17 protein-coding genes are annotated in these 18460 nt (G+C 71.0%); 7 read left to right on the plus strand and 10 right to left on the minus strand.

Going from position 1 to position 18460, the window contains the following annotated elements; genetic code table 11:
- Nucleotides 1-35: 35 nt before the first annotated feature.
- Complete coding sequence (locus OG417_RS40145; protein ID WP_329240349.1) at nucleotides 36-695, minus strand: DUF6069 family protein; 660 nt, start codon at nucleotides 693-695, stop codon at nucleotides 36-38.
- Between the two features lie 21 nt (nucleotides 696-716).
- Entirely contained in the window at nucleotides 717-1715 is a 999-nt protein-coding gene (locus tag OG417_RS40150; RefSeq protein ID WP_329240351.1) for an RNA polymerase subunit sigma-70, read from the minus strand.
- Between the two features lie 460 nt (nucleotides 1716-2175).
- Between OG417_RS40150 and OG417_RS40155 the strand changes: the two genes are divergently transcribed.
- The 4 genes from OG417_RS40155 to OG417_RS40170 are packed head-to-tail and all read left to right on the plus strand — an operon-like array spanning nucleotide 2176 to nucleotide 6608.
- Entirely contained in the window at nucleotides 2176-3126 is a 951-nt protein-coding gene (locus OG417_RS40155; RefSeq protein WP_329240353.1) for an acetaldehyde dehydrogenase (acetylating), read from the plus strand.
- Nucleotides 3123-4142, plus strand: coding sequence for a 4-hydroxy-2-oxovalerate aldolase (gene dmpG / locus OG417_RS40160; RefSeq protein WP_329240356.1), 1020 nt, complete (start codon nucleotides 3123-3125; stop codon nucleotides 4140-4142). The genes OG417_RS40155 and dmpG overlap by 4 nt, the downstream gene beginning before the upstream one ends.
- A 13-nt stretch (nucleotides 4143-4155) precedes the next feature.
- The gene (locus OG417_RS40165) at nucleotides 4156-5763 is read left to right on the plus strand and encodes a FadD3 family acyl-CoA ligase (protein WP_329240358.1); all 1608 of its coding nucleotides are present in this window, start codon (nucleotides 4156-4158) and stop codon (nucleotides 5761-5763) included.
- Nucleotides 5760-6608 (plus strand): enoyl-CoA hydratase, encoded by an 849-nt coding sequence (locus OG417_RS40170; RefSeq protein WP_329240359.1) that lies wholly within the window; start codon nucleotides 5760-5762, stop codon nucleotides 6606-6608. Before OG417_RS40165 ends, OG417_RS40170 begins: the two co-directional genes overlap by 4 nt.
- Nucleotides 6609-6631: 23 nt before the next feature.
- On the opposite strand, the gene OG417_RS40175 is transcribed toward OG417_RS40170, so the two are convergent.
- The 4 genes from OG417_RS40175 to OG417_RS40190 form a co-directional block, all read right to left on the minus strand.
- Nucleotides 6632-8173 carry an ABC transporter substrate-binding protein gene (locus OG417_RS40175; protein WP_329240360.1) on the minus strand — a complete coding sequence of 514 codons (1542 nt, stop codon included), beginning with the start codon at nucleotides 8171-8173 and terminating at the stop codon, nucleotides 6632-6634.
- A gap of 79 nt (nucleotides 8174-8252) precedes the next feature.
- Nucleotides 8253-9107 (minus strand): ATP-binding cassette domain-containing protein, encoded by an 855-nt coding sequence (locus tag OG417_RS40180; protein WP_329240361.1) that lies wholly within the window; start codon nucleotides 9105-9107, stop codon nucleotides 8253-8255.
- Complete coding sequence (locus OG417_RS40185) at nucleotides 9104-10120, minus strand: ABC transporter ATP-binding protein (protein ID WP_329240362.1); 1017 nt, start codon at nucleotides 10118-10120, stop codon at nucleotides 9104-9106. Before OG417_RS40185 ends, OG417_RS40180 begins: the two co-directional genes overlap by 4 nt.
- Nucleotides 10117-10971: an ABC transporter permease gene (locus tag OG417_RS40190; protein WP_329240364.1), complete on the minus strand. Its 855-nt coding sequence runs from the start codon at nucleotides 10969-10971 to the stop codon at nucleotides 10117-10119. The genes OG417_RS40185 and OG417_RS40190 overlap by 4 nt, the downstream gene beginning before the upstream one ends.
- A gap of 95 nt (nucleotides 10972-11066) precedes the next feature.
- Here OG417_RS40190 and OG417_RS40195 point away from each other — a divergent pair, with 95 nt between their 5' ends.
- Nucleotides 11067-12257, plus strand: a complete 1191-nt coding sequence (locus OG417_RS40195; RefSeq protein ID WP_329240365.1) for an RNA-guided endonuclease InsQ/TnpB family protein — start codon at nucleotides 11067-11069, stop codon at nucleotides 12255-12257.
- 42 nt (nucleotides 12258-12299) lie between these two features.
- On the opposite strand, the gene OG417_RS40200 is transcribed toward OG417_RS40195, so the two are convergent.
- The 3 genes from OG417_RS40200 to hsaA all read right to left on the minus strand — a co-directional run bounded on the left by OG417_RS40200 (nucleotide 12300) and on the right by hsaA (nucleotide 15214).
- A complete protein-coding gene (locus OG417_RS40200) occupies nucleotides 12300-13244 on the minus strand; it encodes an ABC transporter permease (protein WP_329240367.1) in 945 nt (314 codons plus the stop codon).
- A 63-nt stretch (nucleotides 13245-13307) separates the two neighbouring features.
- Nucleotides 13308-14042 carry an SDR family NAD(P)-dependent oxidoreductase gene (locus tag OG417_RS40205; protein ID WP_329240369.1) on the minus strand — a complete coding sequence of 245 codons (735 nt, stop codon included), beginning with the start codon at nucleotides 14040-14042 and terminating at the stop codon, nucleotides 13308-13310.
- A 17-nt stretch (nucleotides 14043-14059) separates the two neighbouring features.
- Nucleotides 14060-15214 (minus strand): 3-hydroxy-9,10-secoandrosta-1,3,5(10)-triene-9,17-dione monooxygenase oxygenase subunit, encoded by a 1155-nt coding sequence (gene hsaA, locus OG417_RS40210; protein ID WP_329240370.1) that lies wholly within the window; start codon nucleotides 15212-15214, stop codon nucleotides 14060-14062.
- 163 nt (nucleotides 15215-15377) lie between these two features.
- Between hsaA and OG417_RS40215 the strand changes: the two genes are divergently transcribed.
- Both OG417_RS40215 and OG417_RS40220 read left to right on the plus strand, forming a co-directional pair.
- Nucleotides 15378-16532 carry a Rieske 2Fe-2S domain-containing protein gene (locus OG417_RS40215; protein WP_329240372.1) on the plus strand — a complete coding sequence of 385 codons (1155 nt, stop codon included), beginning with the start codon at nucleotides 15378-15380 and terminating at the stop codon, nucleotides 16530-16532.
- Nucleotides 16529-16795 carry a ferredoxin gene (locus tag OG417_RS40220; protein ID WP_329240373.1) on the plus strand — a complete coding sequence of 89 codons (267 nt, stop codon included), beginning with the start codon at nucleotides 16529-16531 and terminating at the stop codon, nucleotides 16793-16795. The genes OG417_RS40215 and OG417_RS40220 overlap by 4 nt, the downstream gene beginning before the upstream one ends.
- A 3-nt stretch (nucleotides 16796-16798) precedes the next feature.
- Here the strand turns inward: OG417_RS40220 and OG417_RS40225 are convergent, their stop codons facing one another.
- Nucleotides 16799-18283 carry an FAD-dependent oxidoreductase gene (locus OG417_RS40225; protein WP_329240375.1) on the minus strand — a complete coding sequence of 495 codons (1485 nt, stop codon included), beginning with the start codon at nucleotides 18281-18283 and terminating at the stop codon, nucleotides 16799-16801.
- Nucleotides 18284-18460 lie beyond the last annotated feature (177 nt).

Below are 18460 nucleotides of genomic sequence, written 5' to 3' on the forward strand. Positions count from 1 at the left end.
CGCCGGGCGGGGCGGGCGCAACATGCTGCGCGCCGTCACCGGCGGCGTCGACGAACTCGACCAGGCCACCCTGGGAGGCTCCGCGTCAGGGTGGGGATCATCACCGTCGCAGGGACGAGGTGTAGCCCGAGGAGGGCGCTGGTGGTGGCGGTGTTCGCTCCGGAGAGGAGGGGCGGGACCAACGAGATCGCGGTCAGCGACACTGCCGTCCACACGAATCGCGCGGCGGGGCGGGCGCTCCAACGAAGAAGAGCGACGGCAATGGCGATGCCCACGACCGAGAAGAAGCCGGTCACCACGGCGAACCCGGACAACGGGATCGACTCGCCACCATCGGGCACCTCGAAGTCGACGCCGACGGCCTGGGCAAGCGCAGCGGCGAGAGTGGTGGCCACCATCGCTGCGAGCGTGGCAACGAAGCCGGTGCCGACGAGCCCGCGGAACCGGTGGGTGTGGCTCGCTCGGTGACTGGCGTACGGGGTGTGTTGACCGGCATGTGACGGAACTGGCCCTGGGCGTGAGAATGTGCTGGCCGTGCGACGGCCGGGGTTCCGCAGGGCGCGGACGCCGGTGCCGCGGAGCCAGAACCCGGCGTCGAGTCCGAGGACCGGCTCGGGCTCGCCGCCGCGCAGTTCCAGCTGCACCCGCCTGCGGGTGACGACGCCGAACGGCTCACACCACTCGGCCGCGACCACCCGCGAGCGTCCGCACCGGGACTACTCCGTGCCGTCCGCCGGCAGGCGCTCCGGCAGCCCGAGCCGCGGGAACCGGTCGTCGTGGAACGTGACGATCTCGGTGATCGCCCCTGCGGTGACGCGCAGGACGTCGATCGTCAGCGGCAGGTACGCGCCCTCCCGCTTCCGCCAGAGATAGAAGGCGACGGCGGGCTGCCGGTTCACCGAGGTGAGGACGGCCCGCAGGTGCTTCAGGCCCTCGAAGCCGCTCTCGACCCAGCCGTTCACCACCGTGTCGCGCCCGACGTACAGGCCCGGCGTGGGCGGCATCGAGAAGCGGACGTCGTCCCGCAGCAGTGCGGCGAGCCCGCCGACGTCCGTGGCCACGCTGGCGTCGGTATAGCGGCGCACCAGCTCGCGCGTCCCGGCGTCCTCCTCGCCGCCGGTCCAGTCCTGCCGCTCGGCGGGCAGGTGCTCCCGCATTCCGGCGCGGGCCCGCTGCAGCGCGCTGTTCACGGAGTTGACGGAGTCCCCGAGGAGCTCCGCGACGTCCTTCGCCGGCCAGCCGAGCACGTCCCGCAGGATCAGCACGGCCCGCGGACGCGGCGCGAGGTGCTGGACTGCGACCAGGTACGCCAGCTCGATCGTCTCCCTCGCGACCGCGACGGTCTCCGGCTCGTCCGCGTCGCCCGCGGGCAGCTCGTCGAGCAGCCGGTCCGGGTAGGGCTGCAGCCACAGCACCTCGCCGCCGGTCGCAGGCTCCGGACGGCACTTGGCGAGCAGGTCCAGGCAGGCGTTGGTGGCGATCCGGTACAGCCAGGCCCGGAACGTCGACCGCCCCTCGAAGGTCTCCCGCCGCCGCCAGGCACGCAGGAACGTCTCCTGCACGGTGTCCTCGGCGTCCTCGAACGACCCGAGCATCCGGTAGCAGTGCACGTGCAGCTCCCGCCGGTGCCGCTCAGCCAGCCCCGAGAACGCCGGCTCATCGACCTCGCCCAGACCGCCCACGCCCAGCTCCTCCAGCCGCGTGTCCGCACTCATCACGTCATCCTTCCGCCTCGTCATGTCCCGTCGTAGGTATGACGGGCGCGGGCGCGACAACTCATCACCAGGCCCGGTCGGCACGGAGTGTGTCCCGGACAGCGTGCGTTCGCTCGGTGAAGTAGGTGCCGGCCTCGGGAAAGAACCGGGCCGCCGGCGCGCGTGTGGCCGGCGCGGTACTGGACGCCGCCGTGCAGGCCGTCGATGCGGTTCGCCACGGGGCCGCGATCTCACGGGCCTGGTTCCAGGTGACGCCGACCTCCCAGCCGAGCCGATCCGCCTGATCCCGAATCGGCCCCATCGCCGCGAACAGCCGCCTGGAGGACGAAGACGTCTCGCGATCCCGATGAGTGGAACTCCGGGCACACGTCCTTCCTCCGTCGAGTCAGGCTGTGCTGGCAGCCATGTCCACGCTCGGGGCGGTGCGGGCCCTGGTCACGACCTCGCGAAAGGATCCGAGATGAGCTCGACCGGCAGGACCAAGGTGGCGATCATCGGGTCAGGCAACATCGGCACCGACCTGATGATCAAGGTGGTGCGGCTTTCCGGATCCCTCGAGATGGCCGCGATGGCCGGCATCGACCCCGAGTCCGACGGGCTCGCCCATGCTGCCCGGATGAAGGTGCCGACGACCGCCGACGGAGTGGACGGGCTGGTCGCGATGGACGAGTTCGCGGACATCAGGATCATCTTCGACGCGACCTCCGCCAAGGCCCATGTCGCGAACGCGGCACGCCTGGCACCGTACGGGAAGCGGCTCGTGGACCTCACCCCCGCCGCCATCGGCCCATATGTCGTGCCGCCGGTCAACCTCGACGAGCATCTCCGGCACGACGCGGCCAACGTCAACATGGTGAGCTGCGGAGGCCAGGCCACCATCCCGATCGTGCATGCGGTGTCCCGCGTCACGCCCGTGCCGTACGCCGAGATCGTCGCCTCGATCGCCTCCAAGTCGGCCGGTCCCGGAACCCGGGCGAACATCGACGAGTTCACCGAGACCACCGCCGCGGGGATCGAGCGGGTCGGCGGCGCCGGCCGCGGCAAGGCGGTGATCGTCCTCAACCCGGCCGAACCGCCGATCATCATGCGCGACACCGTCTTCTGCCTCATCGGCGACGCCGATCACGAGGCGGTCAGCACCTCGGTCAAGGAGATGGTCGAACGGGTCAGGGAGTACGTCCCGGGCTACCGGCTCAAGCAGGAGGTCCAGTTCACCTCGGTCGACGGCGATCCGGTGCACACCCTCCTGCCGGACGGGGCCGGCCCGGTCACCACCAAGGTGACGGTCTTCCTCGAGGTCGAGGGCGCCGCGCACTACCTCCCGGCGTACGCCGGGAACCTCGACATCATGACCTCGGCCGCACTGCGCACCGCCGAGCACATCGCGAACCGCACGGAGGTGGCCCGGTGACCGCGCCGACGCTCTACGTCCAGGACGTCACCCTGCGGGATGGCATGCACGCGATCCGGCACCGGATCAGCCCGGAGAAGGTGGCGCGCATCGCGAGGGCCCTCGATCGGGCCGGTGTCGACGCGATCGAGGTCGCACACGGTGACGGGCTCGCCGGCGGCAGCCTCAACTACGGTCCGGGCAGCAATACCGACTGGGACTGGGTGGAGGCCGTGGCCGCCAACGTGGAACGGGCCGTGATCACGACGCTGCTCCTTCCGGGGATCGGCACCATCGCCGAGCTGCGGCGTGCCTACGCGCTGGGCGTCCGGTCGGTGCGGGTGGCCACGCACTGCACCGAGGCCGACGTCTCCGCGCAGCACATCGCGACGGCGCGCGAGCTGGGCATGGACGTCGCCGGCTTCCTGATGATGAGCCACATGGCCCCGGCCGGCGAGCTCGCCGAGCAGGCGCGGCTGATGGAGTCCTACGGCGCGCACTGTGTCTACGTCACCGACTCGGGTGGCCGGCTGACCATGGACGGCGTGCGCGAGCGGATCCGCGCCTACCGCGCCGTGCTCGACCCCGCGACCCAGATCGGCATTCACGCGCACCAGAACCTCTCCCTGGCCGTGGCCAACTCCGTCGTGGCGGTCGAGGAAGGGGTCACGCGCGTGGACGCGTCGCTCGCCGGCCACGGCGCCGGGGCCGGCAACTGCCCGATCGAGGCGTTCGTCGCCGTGGCCGACCTGCAGGGCTGGCGGCACGGCTGCGACGTCTTCGCCCTGCAGGACGCCGCGGACGATCTCGTACGGCCTCTACAGGACCGGGCGGTACGCGTCGACCGGGAGACGCTCACACTCGGTTACGCCGGCGTCTACTCCAGCTTCCTCCGGCACGCCGAGGCCGCCGCCGAGCACTACGGCATCGACGTGCGCACGATCCTCCTCGAGGTCGGCAGGCGCGGCCTGGTCGGCGGCCAGGAGGACATGATCGTCGACATCGCGCTCGATCTGGCCGCCGCCGGCGCCTCGTGAGACGGGAAGACGAATGGACACGCCTCGCACCGTGCCCGCCGTGCTGCGTGCGGCGGCGACCGCCCATCCCGCCCGGCAGGCGCTGGTCGACGACGAGGTGTCCCTGTCGTACGCGGACCTGCACGCCGAGGTACGGACGACCGCACGCGCGCTCGTCGCACTCGGTATCCGGCCCGGCGACCGGGTCGGCATCTGGGCGCCGAACTCCTGGCAGTGGGCGGCCTCGGCGCTCGCCGTCACCTACGCCGGCGCGGTGCTGGTCCCGTTGAACAGCCGGTACACCGGCCATGAGGTGGCCGACGTCCTCCGCCGTACGCGGGCCCGGGCGCTGGTGGCCGCCGACGGGTTCCTCGGCCGGAACCAGGTCGACGAGCTGCGGACGGCGGCGGGCGGCGGTGACGCGTCCCCGATACCCGGCCTTCCCGATCTGACCACGCTGATCCGGCTCCCCTACCCGGGTGCCGGCTCCGGAGGCGTCACGTACGCCGACCTGGCCAGGTTCGCCGGCAGCGTCCCGGCCGAAGACGTCGAGGCGGTCGCCGACGCGGTCTCCGCCAACGACATCGCCGACATCCTGTTCACCTCCGGAACCACCGGACGGAGCAAGGGCGCCTGCTCCGCCCACCGGCAGACGGTGAGCGCCGCCCGCGAGTGGGCCCGGCACGGCAAGGTCGGCCCGGACGACCGATACCTGATCGTCAACCCGTTCTTCCACAGCTTCGGCTACAAGGCCGGCATCCTGGCGTGCCTGCTGCACGGGGCGGCGATGCTGCCGCAGCCCGTTTTCGACGTGGCACAGGCGCTACGGAGGATCCGTCACGAGAAGGTCACCGTGCTCGCGGGCGCCCCAACGATCTTCCAGGCGCTGCTCGACGCCCCGGAGCGCGGCGAGCAGGACACCGGCTCGCTCCGGCTCGCCGTGACCGGCGCGACCATCGTGCCGGTCAGCCTGGTCGAGCGGATGCAGGCCGAGCTCGGCTTCGACCTCGTGCTGACGGCGTACGGGCTGACCGAAGCGGTGGTCGCCACCATGTGCCGGCCCGGTGATCCCGCCTCGTTGGTCGCCCGCAGTTCCGGGCGGGCGGTGGACGGCTACGAACTGCGCATCGGCCGGCCCGGTGGCAACGAGCCCCAGCCGGCCGGCGTCGAGGGCGAGGTACTGCTGCGCGGCGAGAACGTGATGCTCGGCTACCTCGACGACCCCGAGGCGACCGCGGAGACGATCGACCAGGACGGCTGGCTGCACACTGGCGACGTCGGCCGAGTCGACGGGCAGGGCTACCTGACCATCACCGACCGCCTCAAGGACATGTTCATCACCGGCGGCTTCAACGTCTATCCCGCCGAGGTCGAGCAGGTGCTGGCGCGGCTCGACGGGGTGGTCGAGTCCGCCGCGATCGGCGTGCCGGACGAACGGCTCGGCGAGGTGGGCAAGGTGTTCGTCGTACGGCGCGATGCCGGCCTCGCCGAGGCGGACGTGCTCGCCCACTGCCGCGAGCGTCTCGCGGGCTTCAAGGTGCCGCGTCACGTGACGTTCGTCGACGCGCTGCCCCGCAACCCGTCCGGCAAGGTCCTCAAACGGGAGCTCCGGCAGGCGACGAAACGAAAGGAGGGTTCATGACCGATGAGCAGGTCGTCACCTACGAGCGCCGCGGTGCCGTCGCGGTGGTGACGATGAACCGGCCGGAGTACGGCAACGCGCAGAACTCGAAGATGACGTACGCCCTGGACGCGGCCTTCACCCGCGCCGTCGACGACGATGAGGTCAAGGTCGTCGTCCTCGCGGGTGGCGGCAGGCACTTCAGCGGCGGCCACGACATCGGCACTCCCGGCCGCGACATCGACCAGACCTTCGACCGCAAGGCGGTGATCCACTGGGATCATGTCGGCAAGCGGGGCGTCGACTCGCGGTTCGCGCGCGAGTCGGAGGTGTACCTCGGCATGTGCCGCCGCTGGCGGGAGATCCCGAAGCCGATGATCGCGATGGTCCAGGGCGCCTGTATCGCGGGCGGGCTCATGCTGGCCTGGTCCTGCGACTTCATCGTCGCCTCCGACGACGCGTTCTTCTCCGATCCGGTGGTGCGCATGGGCATCCCCGGTGTGGAGTACTTCGCGCACCCGTGGGTGATGAACCCCCGTGCCGCCAAGGAGTTCCTCTACACCGGCGACCGGGTCGACGCGCAGCGTGCCCGTGAGCTCGGCATGGTCAACCATGTCGTGCCGCGTCAGGACCTCGAGACCACGGTCATGGGCATCGCGGAGCGGATCAGCGCCATGCCGCGACTCGGCCTGGCGCTGGCCAAGAAGGCGGTGAACCAGGCCGAGGATCTGATGGGGATGCGCAGCGGGATGGATTCGGTCTTCGGCCTGCACCACGCCGCCCACGCCCACAATGCCGAGGTCGGCCCGGACCCCTTGGCGGGCCTGGACGCCAGGGAAATGGCGAAGCGCGACGACCAGGGCTGAACCCGGACGGCCACGGAGCTCGGTCACCTGGTCAGGTAGACGTATCGAAAGTCCTCCGCTCCGTACGGGGCCAGGAAGCCCCGGCCCTGGTCGAGGCCCCGCACCCTGCCGGTGACGATGTATCCGGGAACGCCCTGCCACACCGGGGCGTACAGCGCGTTGGCCGTCGCGTACCGGTTCACCGCCGCGGCGCGGGACGCCCGTACCGGCTCGGAGACGCCGGGGTCGTCCGCCCCGGCGAACCTCGCGGCCAGTGACGTGGGCACGCCACCCGGCATCGTCAGCGGGTTGTCGTACAACCAGGTGAAGTCGGCTCCGGACTCGATCGATGGGAACGTGATGTAGGTGAACATCCCCGGTGCGCCGCTCCTGCTGTAGTAGGTGACCAGCTGACGCGTGTCGTAGAGCTTCAGCCTGATCCTCATTCCGATGTCGGCCAGGTCGGCCTGCACCGCCTGGGCGATGTGCGGGAACTGCGCCATGTTCGCCACCAGGAATTCGCCGGCGTCCAGGCCGCGGGGGTAACCGGCCTCGGCCAGCAGGGCCCTGGCCTTGCCGGGATCGTGGGGGTAGGTGTTCTCCAGCGCCGGGTCGAAGCCGCCCAGCACCTTCGGGAATGGCTGGACCCGCGGGGACGTCGTCGGCGCGAACGCCTTGACGATCGACGCGCGGTCGATCGCGTAGTTGACCGCCTGGCGGACCCGCTTGTCGTCGAACGGCCGCACGGTCTGGTTCATGAACATGCCGGCGATGGTCATCGTCGTCGGCAGCGCCCGTAGCCTCAGCCGGCGCGCGTCGATCTCGCTCCGCAGCTCACTGTCGTCGCCGCTGGACAGGACGATGTCGGCCTGGCCACTCCGTACCGCCGCGTACGCCGCGTCGGTGGATCGACTCGTGATCTCGACCCGGGCGACCTTGCCCGTCCGGCCGTCCCAGATCCCGGCGGAGTCGGTGCGCCGCTTGTAGGTGACCTGCTGGCCGGGCCGGAACGTGTCGATCACCCAGGCTCCCGTACCGACGGGGCGGGTGGCCAGGTCCCGGTTGTTCAGGGCGGTCGGACTGATCATGGCGCCGGGCGCCGGTGCGGCGAGCGCGTTCAGCACCGCGCGTGTCGGCCGCGTCAGGTGCAGCTTGACGACGTGGTCGCTCACCACGTCGACGGTCGCGATCGAGGCGGAGCTCTCCGCGACGGCCGGCGCGGTCTTGTAGCGGTCGATGTTCGCCTTCACGGCATCCGCGTCGAACTTCGTTCCGTCGGAGAAGGTGACCCCTCGCCGCAGGTCGAGCGTCAGCGTCCTGCCGTCCGCGGAGAACCGCCATTTCTCCGCCAGCATCGGCTCGTAGCGGGCGTCCTCGCTCACCTGCAGCAGGCGGTCGTAGACGGGCCACGTGGAGGAGAGCATCGCCGCGGCCCCGGGCGTCAGCGCCGGGTCGAGCGTCTGGGTCACCGGGAAGCCGACCCGCAGCGCCGCGTCCGGGTCCGTCGCGCCACCCGTACCGGTCGAGGCGGCACCGCCTCCGCAGGCGGCCAGGAGCCCGGCCACCAGGCCGAGCGCACATCCCATCGCGGCCCTCGTGCCGCGCCGCCCGGCCACCCTTGTCCTCCGGCCGCAGGCCATCCGCTCCTCCCGGTTCACGATGTCGTCAGCCGACGCCTGAGATCGGGTCGAGGCCCGGTGACCGCGGTGTCCCGCCGAACCTGCGGCTGCGCGGGCTCCGGCCGGGAATCGCCGCGAGCAGCTCACGCGTGTACTCGTGCTCGGGGTGGTCGAACACGCGCGCCGCCTCGCCCTTCTCCACCAGAGTTCCGCGGCGCATCACCGCGACCTCGTCGGCGATCAGCCGCACGAGCCGAAGGTCGTGGGAGATGAAGAGGTACGAGATGCCGCGCTCCTCCCTCAGGTCGTTGAGCAGGTTGATCACCTGTGCCCGGGTGGAGACGTCCAGCGCGGCCACCGGCTCGTCGCAGACGATGAAGGACGGATCAGTGATCAGCGCGCGTGCGATCGCCACCCGTTGCAGTTGCCCACCCGACATCTCATGTGGGAAGCGCTCCATGTGGGTCTCGCGGAGGCCGACGCGACGAAGCGTGTCCGAGACCTTCTCGCGCCGCCGCGCCCGAGTGTGGCCGCCGCTCACCAGCAGCGGCTCCGCCACCGAATCCTTGATCAGCATGCGCGGGTCGAGTGAGGTGTACGGGTCTTGGAAGATCATGGTCGCCGCCGCCCTCATGCGGCGCAGTTCCCGGCGGGACAAAGCGGCGATGTCGGTGCCGAGAAGGCTGATCGAACCGGCGTCCGGCTCGATCAGCCGCAGTATCAGCCGGCCGAGCGTGGTTTTGCCGGCGCCGCTCTCCCCGACCAGGCCGAGGGTCCGGCCGGCCTCGAGGTCGAGGTCGACGGCGTCCACCGCGGTGAGCGCGGGCCCGTGGCGCCTGAGAGAGCCGCCCGCGCGGCCGTAGACCTTGGTCAGTCCGCGGACGGAGAGCGCGGCGGTCATCCGGACACCCCCGGCAGGTCGAGATCGTCGGCGCGGGCACACCGGGTGAGGTGGGCGGGCGAGACCTGCCGCAGCGGGATCGGCCGGCCGCACACGGATCCGACGGCGTACGCGCACCGGTCCTCGAACCGGCACGTCGACGGGAAGAGATGGGGCGGCGGCACCCGCCCCGGGATGAAGCCGAGGGGCTCGCCGCGTACCGGCTCGAGCATCGACCGCAGCAGCGCGCTGGTGTAGGGACTCCCCGGATGGTGGAACAGCGTGTCGACGTCCGCCTCCTCGACCACCTGGCCTGCGTACATCACCGCGACGCGGTCGCACATCTCGGCGACCACGCCGAGATCGTGGGTGATGAGCAGTACGCCGAACCCGCGTTCGGCCTGGAGCCGGCGGATCAGTTCGAGGACCTGCCGTTGCACGGTCACGTCGAGTGCCGTCGTCGGCTCGTCGGCGATCAGCATCATCGGGTCGCACGCCAGCGCCATCGCGAGCATCACCCGCTGGCACATGCCTCCGCTGAACTCGTGGGGGTACTGCCTGACCCGCCGTACCGCCTCCGGGATCTCGACGAGCTCGAAGAGCTCCACCGTGCGCCGCATCGACCGTCTCCGTGACCAGCCTCGGTGCCGGCGCACCGACTCGGCCACCTGGTCGCCCACGGTGAAGGCCGGGTTGAGGCAGCGCCGGGGCTCCTGGAAGATCATCGCCACCCGGACACCGCGGACGTCGCCGAGCTCGCGCTCCCGCATGGCGGTGATGTCACGGCCCATCACCTCGACACTCCCCCGTCTCAGCCGGGCGTTCGGCGGAAGCAGGCGGAGCAGGGAGAGCGCGGTGATGGTCTTGCCCGATCCGGACTCCCCGACGAGCCCGACGATCTCGTTCCGGCGGACGGTCAGGTCGACGCCGTCGACGACGGTCACCCAGCCGTGTTCCGTCTTGACCTGCACCGTCAGGTCCCGGGCCTGCATCACCGCCTCGCCGGAGAACGTGCGGCCCGTCGCCCCTGTCATGCGCGGTCCCTGGGCCGGCGCCCGAGTGCGTCGCGCAGGCCGTCACCGAGCAGGGAGAGCGCGAGGATCGTGACGGCGACCATGATCGTCGGCGGATAGACGAGGTACCCGCTCGTCGTGATGTTGGATGAGGCGTCTTGCAACATGGACCCCCAGGTCGCCTGCGGTGCTCGCGCGCCGAGTCCGAGGAATGACAGGCTCGCCTCCGCCACGACGACCACCGATGCCGCGAACGATGCCTGCACCAGCAGCGGCGGCGCGACCGCCGGCAGAATGTGCCGCCAGAGGATCCGCCGGTTCGAGCAGCCCGCGGCGCGGGCGCTCTCGACGTACAGCTCACTGCCCGCGCTCTGCGTGGCCGCCCGGACCACCCGGTAGAGGCCCGGGACGATGAGGACGGCGATCGCAAGCATCGCGTTGCGCAGCCCCGGCCCCAGGATCGCGACGACAACCACGGCGAGGATGAGCGGCGGAAGCGTCATCAGCGCGTCGATCACGCGGCCGAGCAGCAGGTCGCTGACACCGCCGAAGTACCCGGCGGCGAGGCCCAGCGGGACCCCGATCGCCGCGGCGATCCCGACGGCCTCCAGCGAGGCCAGCAGGTCGACCCTGGTCGCCACGACGAGCCGGCTCAGCACGTCCCGGCCGAGTTCGTCGGTGCCGAGCCAGTGCTCCGCCGACGGCCCGGTCAGACGCACGCGGAGGGTCACCCGGTTCGGGTCCTGAGGCGCGATCAGGCCGGCGAAGATCGCCACCAGGACGAGGATGAGCAGCACGGCCAGCGATGTCATGGCGGCCCGGTTCCGGCACAGCCGTCGAAGGACCCTGCTCCGCCGCAAGGAAAGTCTCATCGGCTGTGCGGCGTGGAGACCCCGGCCTTCAGGCCGGGGAGGAACCGCCGCCGCTCCCTCCTCAGAATGTCGGTGGTGGTGGTTAGCGTGCGGGCATGCGCTTTCGGCTTCAGCCCACGCCCGCTCAGGAGGCGGTGTTGCTGGAGCACTGCGCGCACGCCCGATATGTTTGGAACCTCGCGGTGGAACAGCACCTGCATTGGCGGCCGGGGCGGGCGAGTGCGCCGGGTTATGCCGAACAGTCCCGGCAGTTGACCGAGGCCAGGAGAGAGTTCGCGTGGCTGGCAGCGGGGTCTCAGACGCTGCAACAGCAGGCATTGCGAGATTTCACCCAGGCCATGGGGCGTTTCCTCGCCGGCACGCATCGGCGTCCGAGGTGGCGTAAGGCGGGGGTGCACGAGGGGTTCCGGATCGTCGGCCGCCGTGGCGGCCAATGGGACGTACGGCGACTGTCCCGCAAGGTCGGTGAGGTTCGGATCCCGAAGGTGGGCTGGGTGCGGTTCCGCTGGTCCCGCGACATCCCCACCGAGGCCAAGTCGTTCCGGGTCAACCGGGACAGGGCGGGCCGCTGGCATGTCTGCTTCGCGGTGATCCCGCCGGTGATCGAGGGGCCGGGTACGGGTGCGGTCGTCGGTGTGGACCGTGGTGTGGCCGTCTCGGCCGCCCTGTCCACCGGTGAACTGTTGACGGTGCGCGGCCCGCGCGAGGCCGAGGCCAAGCGCCTGCGACGTCTGCAACGCCGGCTGGCGCGCGCCACGCCGGGGTCGAACCGGCGTAGGCGCATCAAGACCGCGATCGCCCGGTTGAAAGCCCGTGAAACCGACCGGCGCAAGGACTGGGTTGAGAAGACCTCCACCGATCTGGCCCGCCGCTTCGACCTGATCCGCGTCGAAGATTTGAAGATCAAGAACATGGTCCGTTCCGCACGCGGCACCATCGCCGCACCGGGGGTGAACGTACGGGCCAAAGCCGGACTCAACCGCTCCATCCACGCAGCCGGATGGGGCCACCTGGCCAGCCGCCTGGAGCACAAAGCCGCCGGCCGGATAGACAAGATCCGTCCCGCCTACACATCCCAGACCTGTCATGCCTGCGGGCACTGCGCAGCAGAGAACCGTGAGAGCCAAGCGGTCTTTCGCTGTCGCGCCTGCGGACATGTCGATCACGCGGACGTGAACGCGGCCAAGAACATCGCCGTCGGACGGACGGTGACAGCGCGGGGAGCCCTCCAGCCACCGGGCGGGGCCATGAACCGCGAACCTCAACCTGTTCCCTCCTCTGTGTAGGGGACCGGATTGGAATCCCCCGCCTTCAGGCGGGGGAGGACGTCAACTGGTCCTCAGTCTCGGGTTGAAGTAGCCGTAGGAGGCGTCGACGATGAGGTTCACCACCGTGACGACGACCGCCACAAGGAGCACCAGCCCCTGCAGCGTGACCAGATCGCCGTTGAGCACCGAGTCCACGCTCAACGAGCCGATCCCGGGAATGGCGAAGATCTTCTCCACGACGACCGCGCCACCGAACATCTGGATGACCACGAGGCCGAGGACGGTGACCACCGGCACCGCCGCGTTCTTGGCGGCGTGCTTGCCGACCACGACACGGCGTCGCAGTCCCTTGGCCCGGGCCGTCCGCACGTAGTCCTCGTCGAGCGCGTCGATCAGCGCGCCGCGCACCTGCCGGGTCAGCAGTGCGGCGGGGATGACGGCGAGGGACAGCGCCGGCAGGGTCATGAACCGCAGCCACGGCCCGACCCCGTCGGCGAGACCGGCGTACCCGGTGGCGGGGAAGATCGGATGGCTGACCGCCAGCAGGAGTACGAGCAGGACGGCGGCGACGAACGGTGGGATCGCCATGAGGAGATCGGCGATCGCGTTGGTGATCCAGTCCACGACGCGCCCCCTGCTGAGAGCGGCGATCGTGCCCAGCCCGACTCCGATCACTACGGTGAACACCAGCGCGAGCAGGACCAGGGACGCCGTGACCGGTAGCCGGAACATCAGGTCGGAGGAGACCGCCTGATGGGTGATCGGTGAGACACCCAGGTCCCCGTGCAGGGCGTGCCGGGCCCACTCCAGGTAGCGCGCCGCGAAAGAACGGTCCAGACCCAGCTCGTGGTGCAGCTCCGCGAGCCGCTGCGGAGTCGGGTCGTCGCCGGCGAGCGCCACCGCTGGGTCGGCCGGTGACAGCTCCACCAGCACGAAGACGAAAAGCGTCACCAAGACGACCGTCGGCACCGCCAGCAGGAGGCGCTTACCGATGAACCGGATCATAAGAGCTCACCATCGTCGCGGTCCGATGTGTTCCGTCGCTCGCCCACCGGGTCGGTCCGTGGCTCAGGCGGTCTGGCCGCCGTCGACCACGAAGTCCTGACCCGTGCAGTAGCTGCTCGCGTCGCTGGCCAGGAAGGCGACCATGGCCGAGACCTCGGAGGGCGCACCGACGCGGGCGATGGGCTGGCGGGCGATGGCGCCCCGGCCGGCCCGCGCCTCGTCGCTGATCATCTGGGTGTCGATCGCGCCCGGGCACACGCAGTTGACCCGGATCCCGTGGGCGCTCAGTTCCCGGGCCGCGGCCTTGCTCGCGCCGCGCAGCGCCCACTTGGACGCGCAGTAGGCGATCGCCCCCGGGTAACCACCGAGCGCGGCCGTCGAGGCGACGTTGATGATCGAGCCGCCCCGGTCGCGCATCAGCGGGACCACCCGCTGCATGCCCAGGACGGGACCGACCAGGTTGACCTCCAGCGCGCCGTCGATCTCCTCACGCCGTAGTCCGGCGAGCCCGCCGAGCCGGTACACCCCGGCGTTGTTGACCAGCACGTCGACCCGCCCGAACACGGCCTTCGTCCTCGCGAGCGCGTCGTCCCACGCCGCCTCGCTGCGCACGTCCAGGGCGACGCCGAGCGTCTCTCCGTCGATCTCCTCGGCGACCTTTCCGACCGCGTCCTCATCGAGGTCGGTCAGCACCACCCGGGCGCCCAGCCGGGACAGGACCCGGGCGTGCTCGGCACCCTGTCCGCCCGCGGCCCCGGTGACGAACGCCACTCTGCCGTCCAGCTCGATCAACGGCACGGATCACTCCTTCCTCGCTAGAAGAGGTTGTCCTCGACCGGCAGGCCGAACGCGCCACGGCCGTACATGGCCAGGGCCCGCTCGACGTCGTTGGCGACGTGGACGCCTCCGGCGTGGGCGTCACGCCAGGCCCGCTCGACGGGGTTGCCTCGCTTCAGGGAGTTGCCGCCCGCGGTGGTGAACAGGAGGTCGATGGCGTGAAGGGCCCGCTCGGTGCCGCGTACCTGGTCGCGACGGGTGCGCAACCGCAGCTCCAGCGGGATCTCGCAGGCCTCGACGGCGCACTCGTAGATCTCCGATACGTTCCGGTCCATCTGCAGGATCGCCGCGTCGATCTCGGACGCCGCTCGCGCGACGGCGACATGGGCGAACGGGTCGTCGGAGAAGCGGACGCCGCCGGGGCTCGTCCGGACCCGGTCGCGCATCGCGGACAGGTAGGCGCCGTAGCAGCCGGACGCCGCGCCGACCACGGGTGCCGTGACGGCCGAGGTGAAGATCGTGGCGAACGGCATCCGGTACAGCGGGCCGGTGTTGACCCGCTGGCCGGGGCCCCGCACACGCGCCTGCTCGTCGTTGCGGAGCGTACGGTGCTCCGGGACGAACGCCCGGCCGACCACGATGTCGTCGCTGGCCGTGCCCCGCAGCCCGATGACGTCCCACACCTCCTCGATCGCGTAGTCCGTCGCGGGCACGAGCACCGTGAGGAAGTCCTCCGTACCGGCGACCAGACCGCCCAGCAGGGCCCATGACGCGTGCCGGCACCCGGATGAGAAGCTCCAGTGACCGGTCAGCTCGTAGCCTCCCTCGACCGGCGTCAGCCGGCCGGCCGGCGCGTAGGAGGACGACACCAGCGTGTCCGGGTCGTGTCCCCACACCTCCTTCTGCGCCCGCTCGTCGAAGAGCCCCAGCTGCCAGGGATGGACACCGAGCACCGACGCGACCCACCCGGTGGAGCCGCAGACCCCGGAGAGCGCCCGGACGACCTCGTAGAAGCGCACGGGATGGCTCTCCGCTCCGCCGAAGCGTGCCGGCTGGAGCATGCGCAGGACGCCCGCCCCGGTGAGCTCCTCCACGGTCTCCGCGGAGACGGCGCCGTCGGTGTCCGCCGCGGTCGCCCGCGCGGCGATGCCGGGCAACAGCGCGCGCACTCGCTCCAGCACCTGGTTCGTCATGATCTCCGCTCCGTGACCGCCGGGTGAGGTGTCGCACCCGATCCTGCGTCCGGACCGGATCGCGGGGCCGGTGTGGTCCCGGCCAGTGGGACCGGGACCGCCCGGCGGCCGTCCCGCCCGTAGCGTGCGAACGCCACGGGAACGCGCGCCGAAGGACGGGACCATGACGATGACCACCGGAAGCGAAGTCCGCGCGATCGAGGCGGCCGCCGCGCCGAAACGCTTCGCCCGCGGCTGGCACTGCCTGGGCCTGGCCGACCGGTTCCGCGACGGGAGACCGCATCCGGTCAGGGCGTTCGGCCAGAAGCTGGTGGTCTTCCAGAGCGGCGACGGGAGGCTGAACGTCCTCGACGCCTACTGCCGCCATATGGGCGGTGACCTGTCCCAGGGCACCGTCAAGGGCGACGAGATCGCCTGCCCCTTCCACGACTGGCGCTGGGGCGGCGACGGGCGGTGCAAACAGATCCCCTACGCCCGCCGGGTGCCGCTGCGGGCCCGCACCGCGGCCTGGCCCACGCTCGACCAGGACGGCATGCTGTTCGTCTGGAACGACCCCGAGGGCAACCCGCCGCGCGAACAGGAGACGCCGCCGAGGATCGAGGGCGCCCTCGACGACGGATGGACCGACTGGATCTGGTACGAGACCACCGTCGAGTCGAACGTGCGCGAGGTGATCGACAACGTCGCGGACATGGCGCACTTCTTCTATGTGCACTTCAACTTCCCGACGTACTTCAAGAACATCTTCGAGGGCCACGTCGCCGCCCAGCACATGAACGGGAAGGCACGGGAGGACACCCGTCCGCACGTCGAGGGCACGCCGCGGTATCTCGGCAACACGTCGGTGGCGGCCTACTACGGGCCCTCGTTCATGACCGACGAGCTGACGTACGAGTACGAGGACATGGACATCCGGACGACGCTGATCAACTGCCACTATCCGATCGACGAGAACTCGTTCGTCCTGCAGTACGGCATCATCGTGCGCAAACAGGACGGCCTGGACGAAGAGGCCGCCATGGAGGTGGCGACCACCCAGGCCGAATACGTCAAGCGCGGGTTCGAGCAGGACGTCGAGATCTGGAAGAACAAGGCCCGGATCGACAACCCGCTGCTGTGCGAGGAGGACGGCCCGGTCTACCAGCTGCGGCGGTGGTACGAGCAGTTCTACGTCGACGTCGCGGACATCCGGCCCGAGATGGTGGAGCGCTTCGAGTACGAGCTCGACACCACCAAGCCGAACGAGATCTGGCAGAAGCAGGTCGAGGAGAACCTCGCCGCCCAGGCGGCCGCCGCGGACCGGGCGCCCGTCGCATGATCCGCTCGGACGACCGGCTCGCCGACCTGCCGATGACCCCGGTGGAGTGCCTGCGCTGTCATGCCACGGTGCAGGTCCGCAAGTCCAGTTGGCAGCAGACCAGCATCCAGTGGGACGAGGCCGGGGCCCGGGCCTGCCTGGAACGGCGCCCCGCCCTGGCCCGGGGCGACCTGTGCGCGGCCGACTTCCTCACCTGCGCCGGCCTGCGCGAGTCGATCGACCGGGCGGTCGTGTCGGGACGGATGCCGGTGGCCGAGGGCTGATGCTCAGCCGTCGCGCCGCCCGGCCGCCGCGGCACGGCCGGCGCGACGGCCGAAGAACGTGCCGTCACCCAGCGACGTGCCGCTGATGTAGCCCTCGCCGTGAATGCCCGCACTCGCCCGGCCGGCGGCGTACAGGCCGTCGATCACGTTTCCCGAGACGTCGAGGACGGCACCGTCCGTCGTGGTGCGCAGCCCGCCGAGGGTGAACCCGGAGACGCCGGTCGATGATCCGCCGCCCTCGCCTCCGGGCTCGAAGCCCCTGCGCGGGTCGATCGCGGCGAACGGCGGCCGCAGTGGACGCAGCCAGCGGGCGTTCTTGTGGAAGTAGGGGTCCTCGCCCCGCTCGGCGTGCTCGTTGTACGTCGCGACGGTGCTCTCGAGCGCGCCGGGCGGCAGGCCGAGATCCTTCTCCAGGCCGGAGAGCGTCTCGTCCACGAAGGCGGGCCGCACGTTCCACAGGTCACGCTGGGGAATGTCCTCGTACCCCTCCTGGTCGATGATCACCCAGTGCGGCGCGGGCTGATGCCGTACGGCGGCCGCACTCGCCAGGCCGGGGTAGACGTCCTCGTTGATGAAGCGCTGGCCGTGGGCGTTCACCAGCATTCCCCGGCAGATCATCGCGGGCAGGATCGAGGCCGCGATCTGCGTGACGGACATCCCCCGCGTGGCCGCCCCGATCGCCAGGCCCATCGCGATGCCGCTGCCGTCGTCCAGCCCGGCGCTCACCTTGCCGTGGCCCAGCAGGACCGGCGCGTGGTCGGCCAGCATTCCCTCGTCGTCGACGAACCCGCCCGTGGTGAGCACCACCGCCCGCCGCGCCCGGTACGTGACCCGCTCGCCGTACTTGCGCGCGACCAGGCCGACCACCGCCCCGCCGTCCAGGACCAAGCCGGTGGCGCGGGTGTCCGCGTGCTGCCGCGCGCCCGCCCTCGTGGCCGCGGCGACCAGCTTCTCCATGAGCATCCAGCCGCCGTAGGACTCGGTGGCCGGGCGGTGCCCGCGCGGGACGGCGTCGGCGACCACGTCGTAGGGATAGGCGTTCTCGCCGAGCCACATCAGGCCGTCCTGGGTCGGCGGCATCCAGCTCTGCCCCGCGTACAGGCTCGGGTTGAAGGTCAGCCCGCGCTCGCGGAACCACTCGAAGTGCTCCACGCTGCCGTCGCAGTACAGCCGGAGCTTCTCCTCGTCGGCGTGCGGTCCCAGCGCCACCTGGAGGAACGCGAACATGTTGTCCGCGCTGTCGTCGTACCCGCACGCCCGCTGGACCGCCGTACCGCCGCCGAGGTAGAGCTCGCCGCCGGACATCGCCGAGGAGCCGCCCGGCCCGCCGGCGCGCTCCAGGACCAGCACCTCCGCACCGGCCGTCGCGGCCTCGTACGCCGCGGCGGCGCCCGCGCAGCCGAAGCCGGCCACGAGCACGTCCGCCTCGTGATCGAAGGCGCCGATGTCGCCGGCGTGTACCGGGGTGAAGGAGCGCGCGGTGTCCATGGCCGGACGGTAGCGCGCCCACTCCCCCGGTGCCGGGCGATCCCGCCCAGCGAGATCGCCCCGCGGGGCTCGGCGCCCGCCGCCGGCCCGCGCTCGCGCGCGGGTTTCGCTGGACGGGACGCGACCGGCCGTACGGGCCGGACGCACCTAACGTTGGGGTACGGATACAGCCGACGA

Origin of the sequence: Actinoallomurus sp. NBC_01490, from assembly GCF_036227085.1 — a bacterium.
GTDB classification, from domain to species: Bacteria; Actinomycetota; Actinomycetes; order Streptosporangiales; family Streptosporangiaceae; genus Actinoallomurus; species Actinoallomurus oryzae.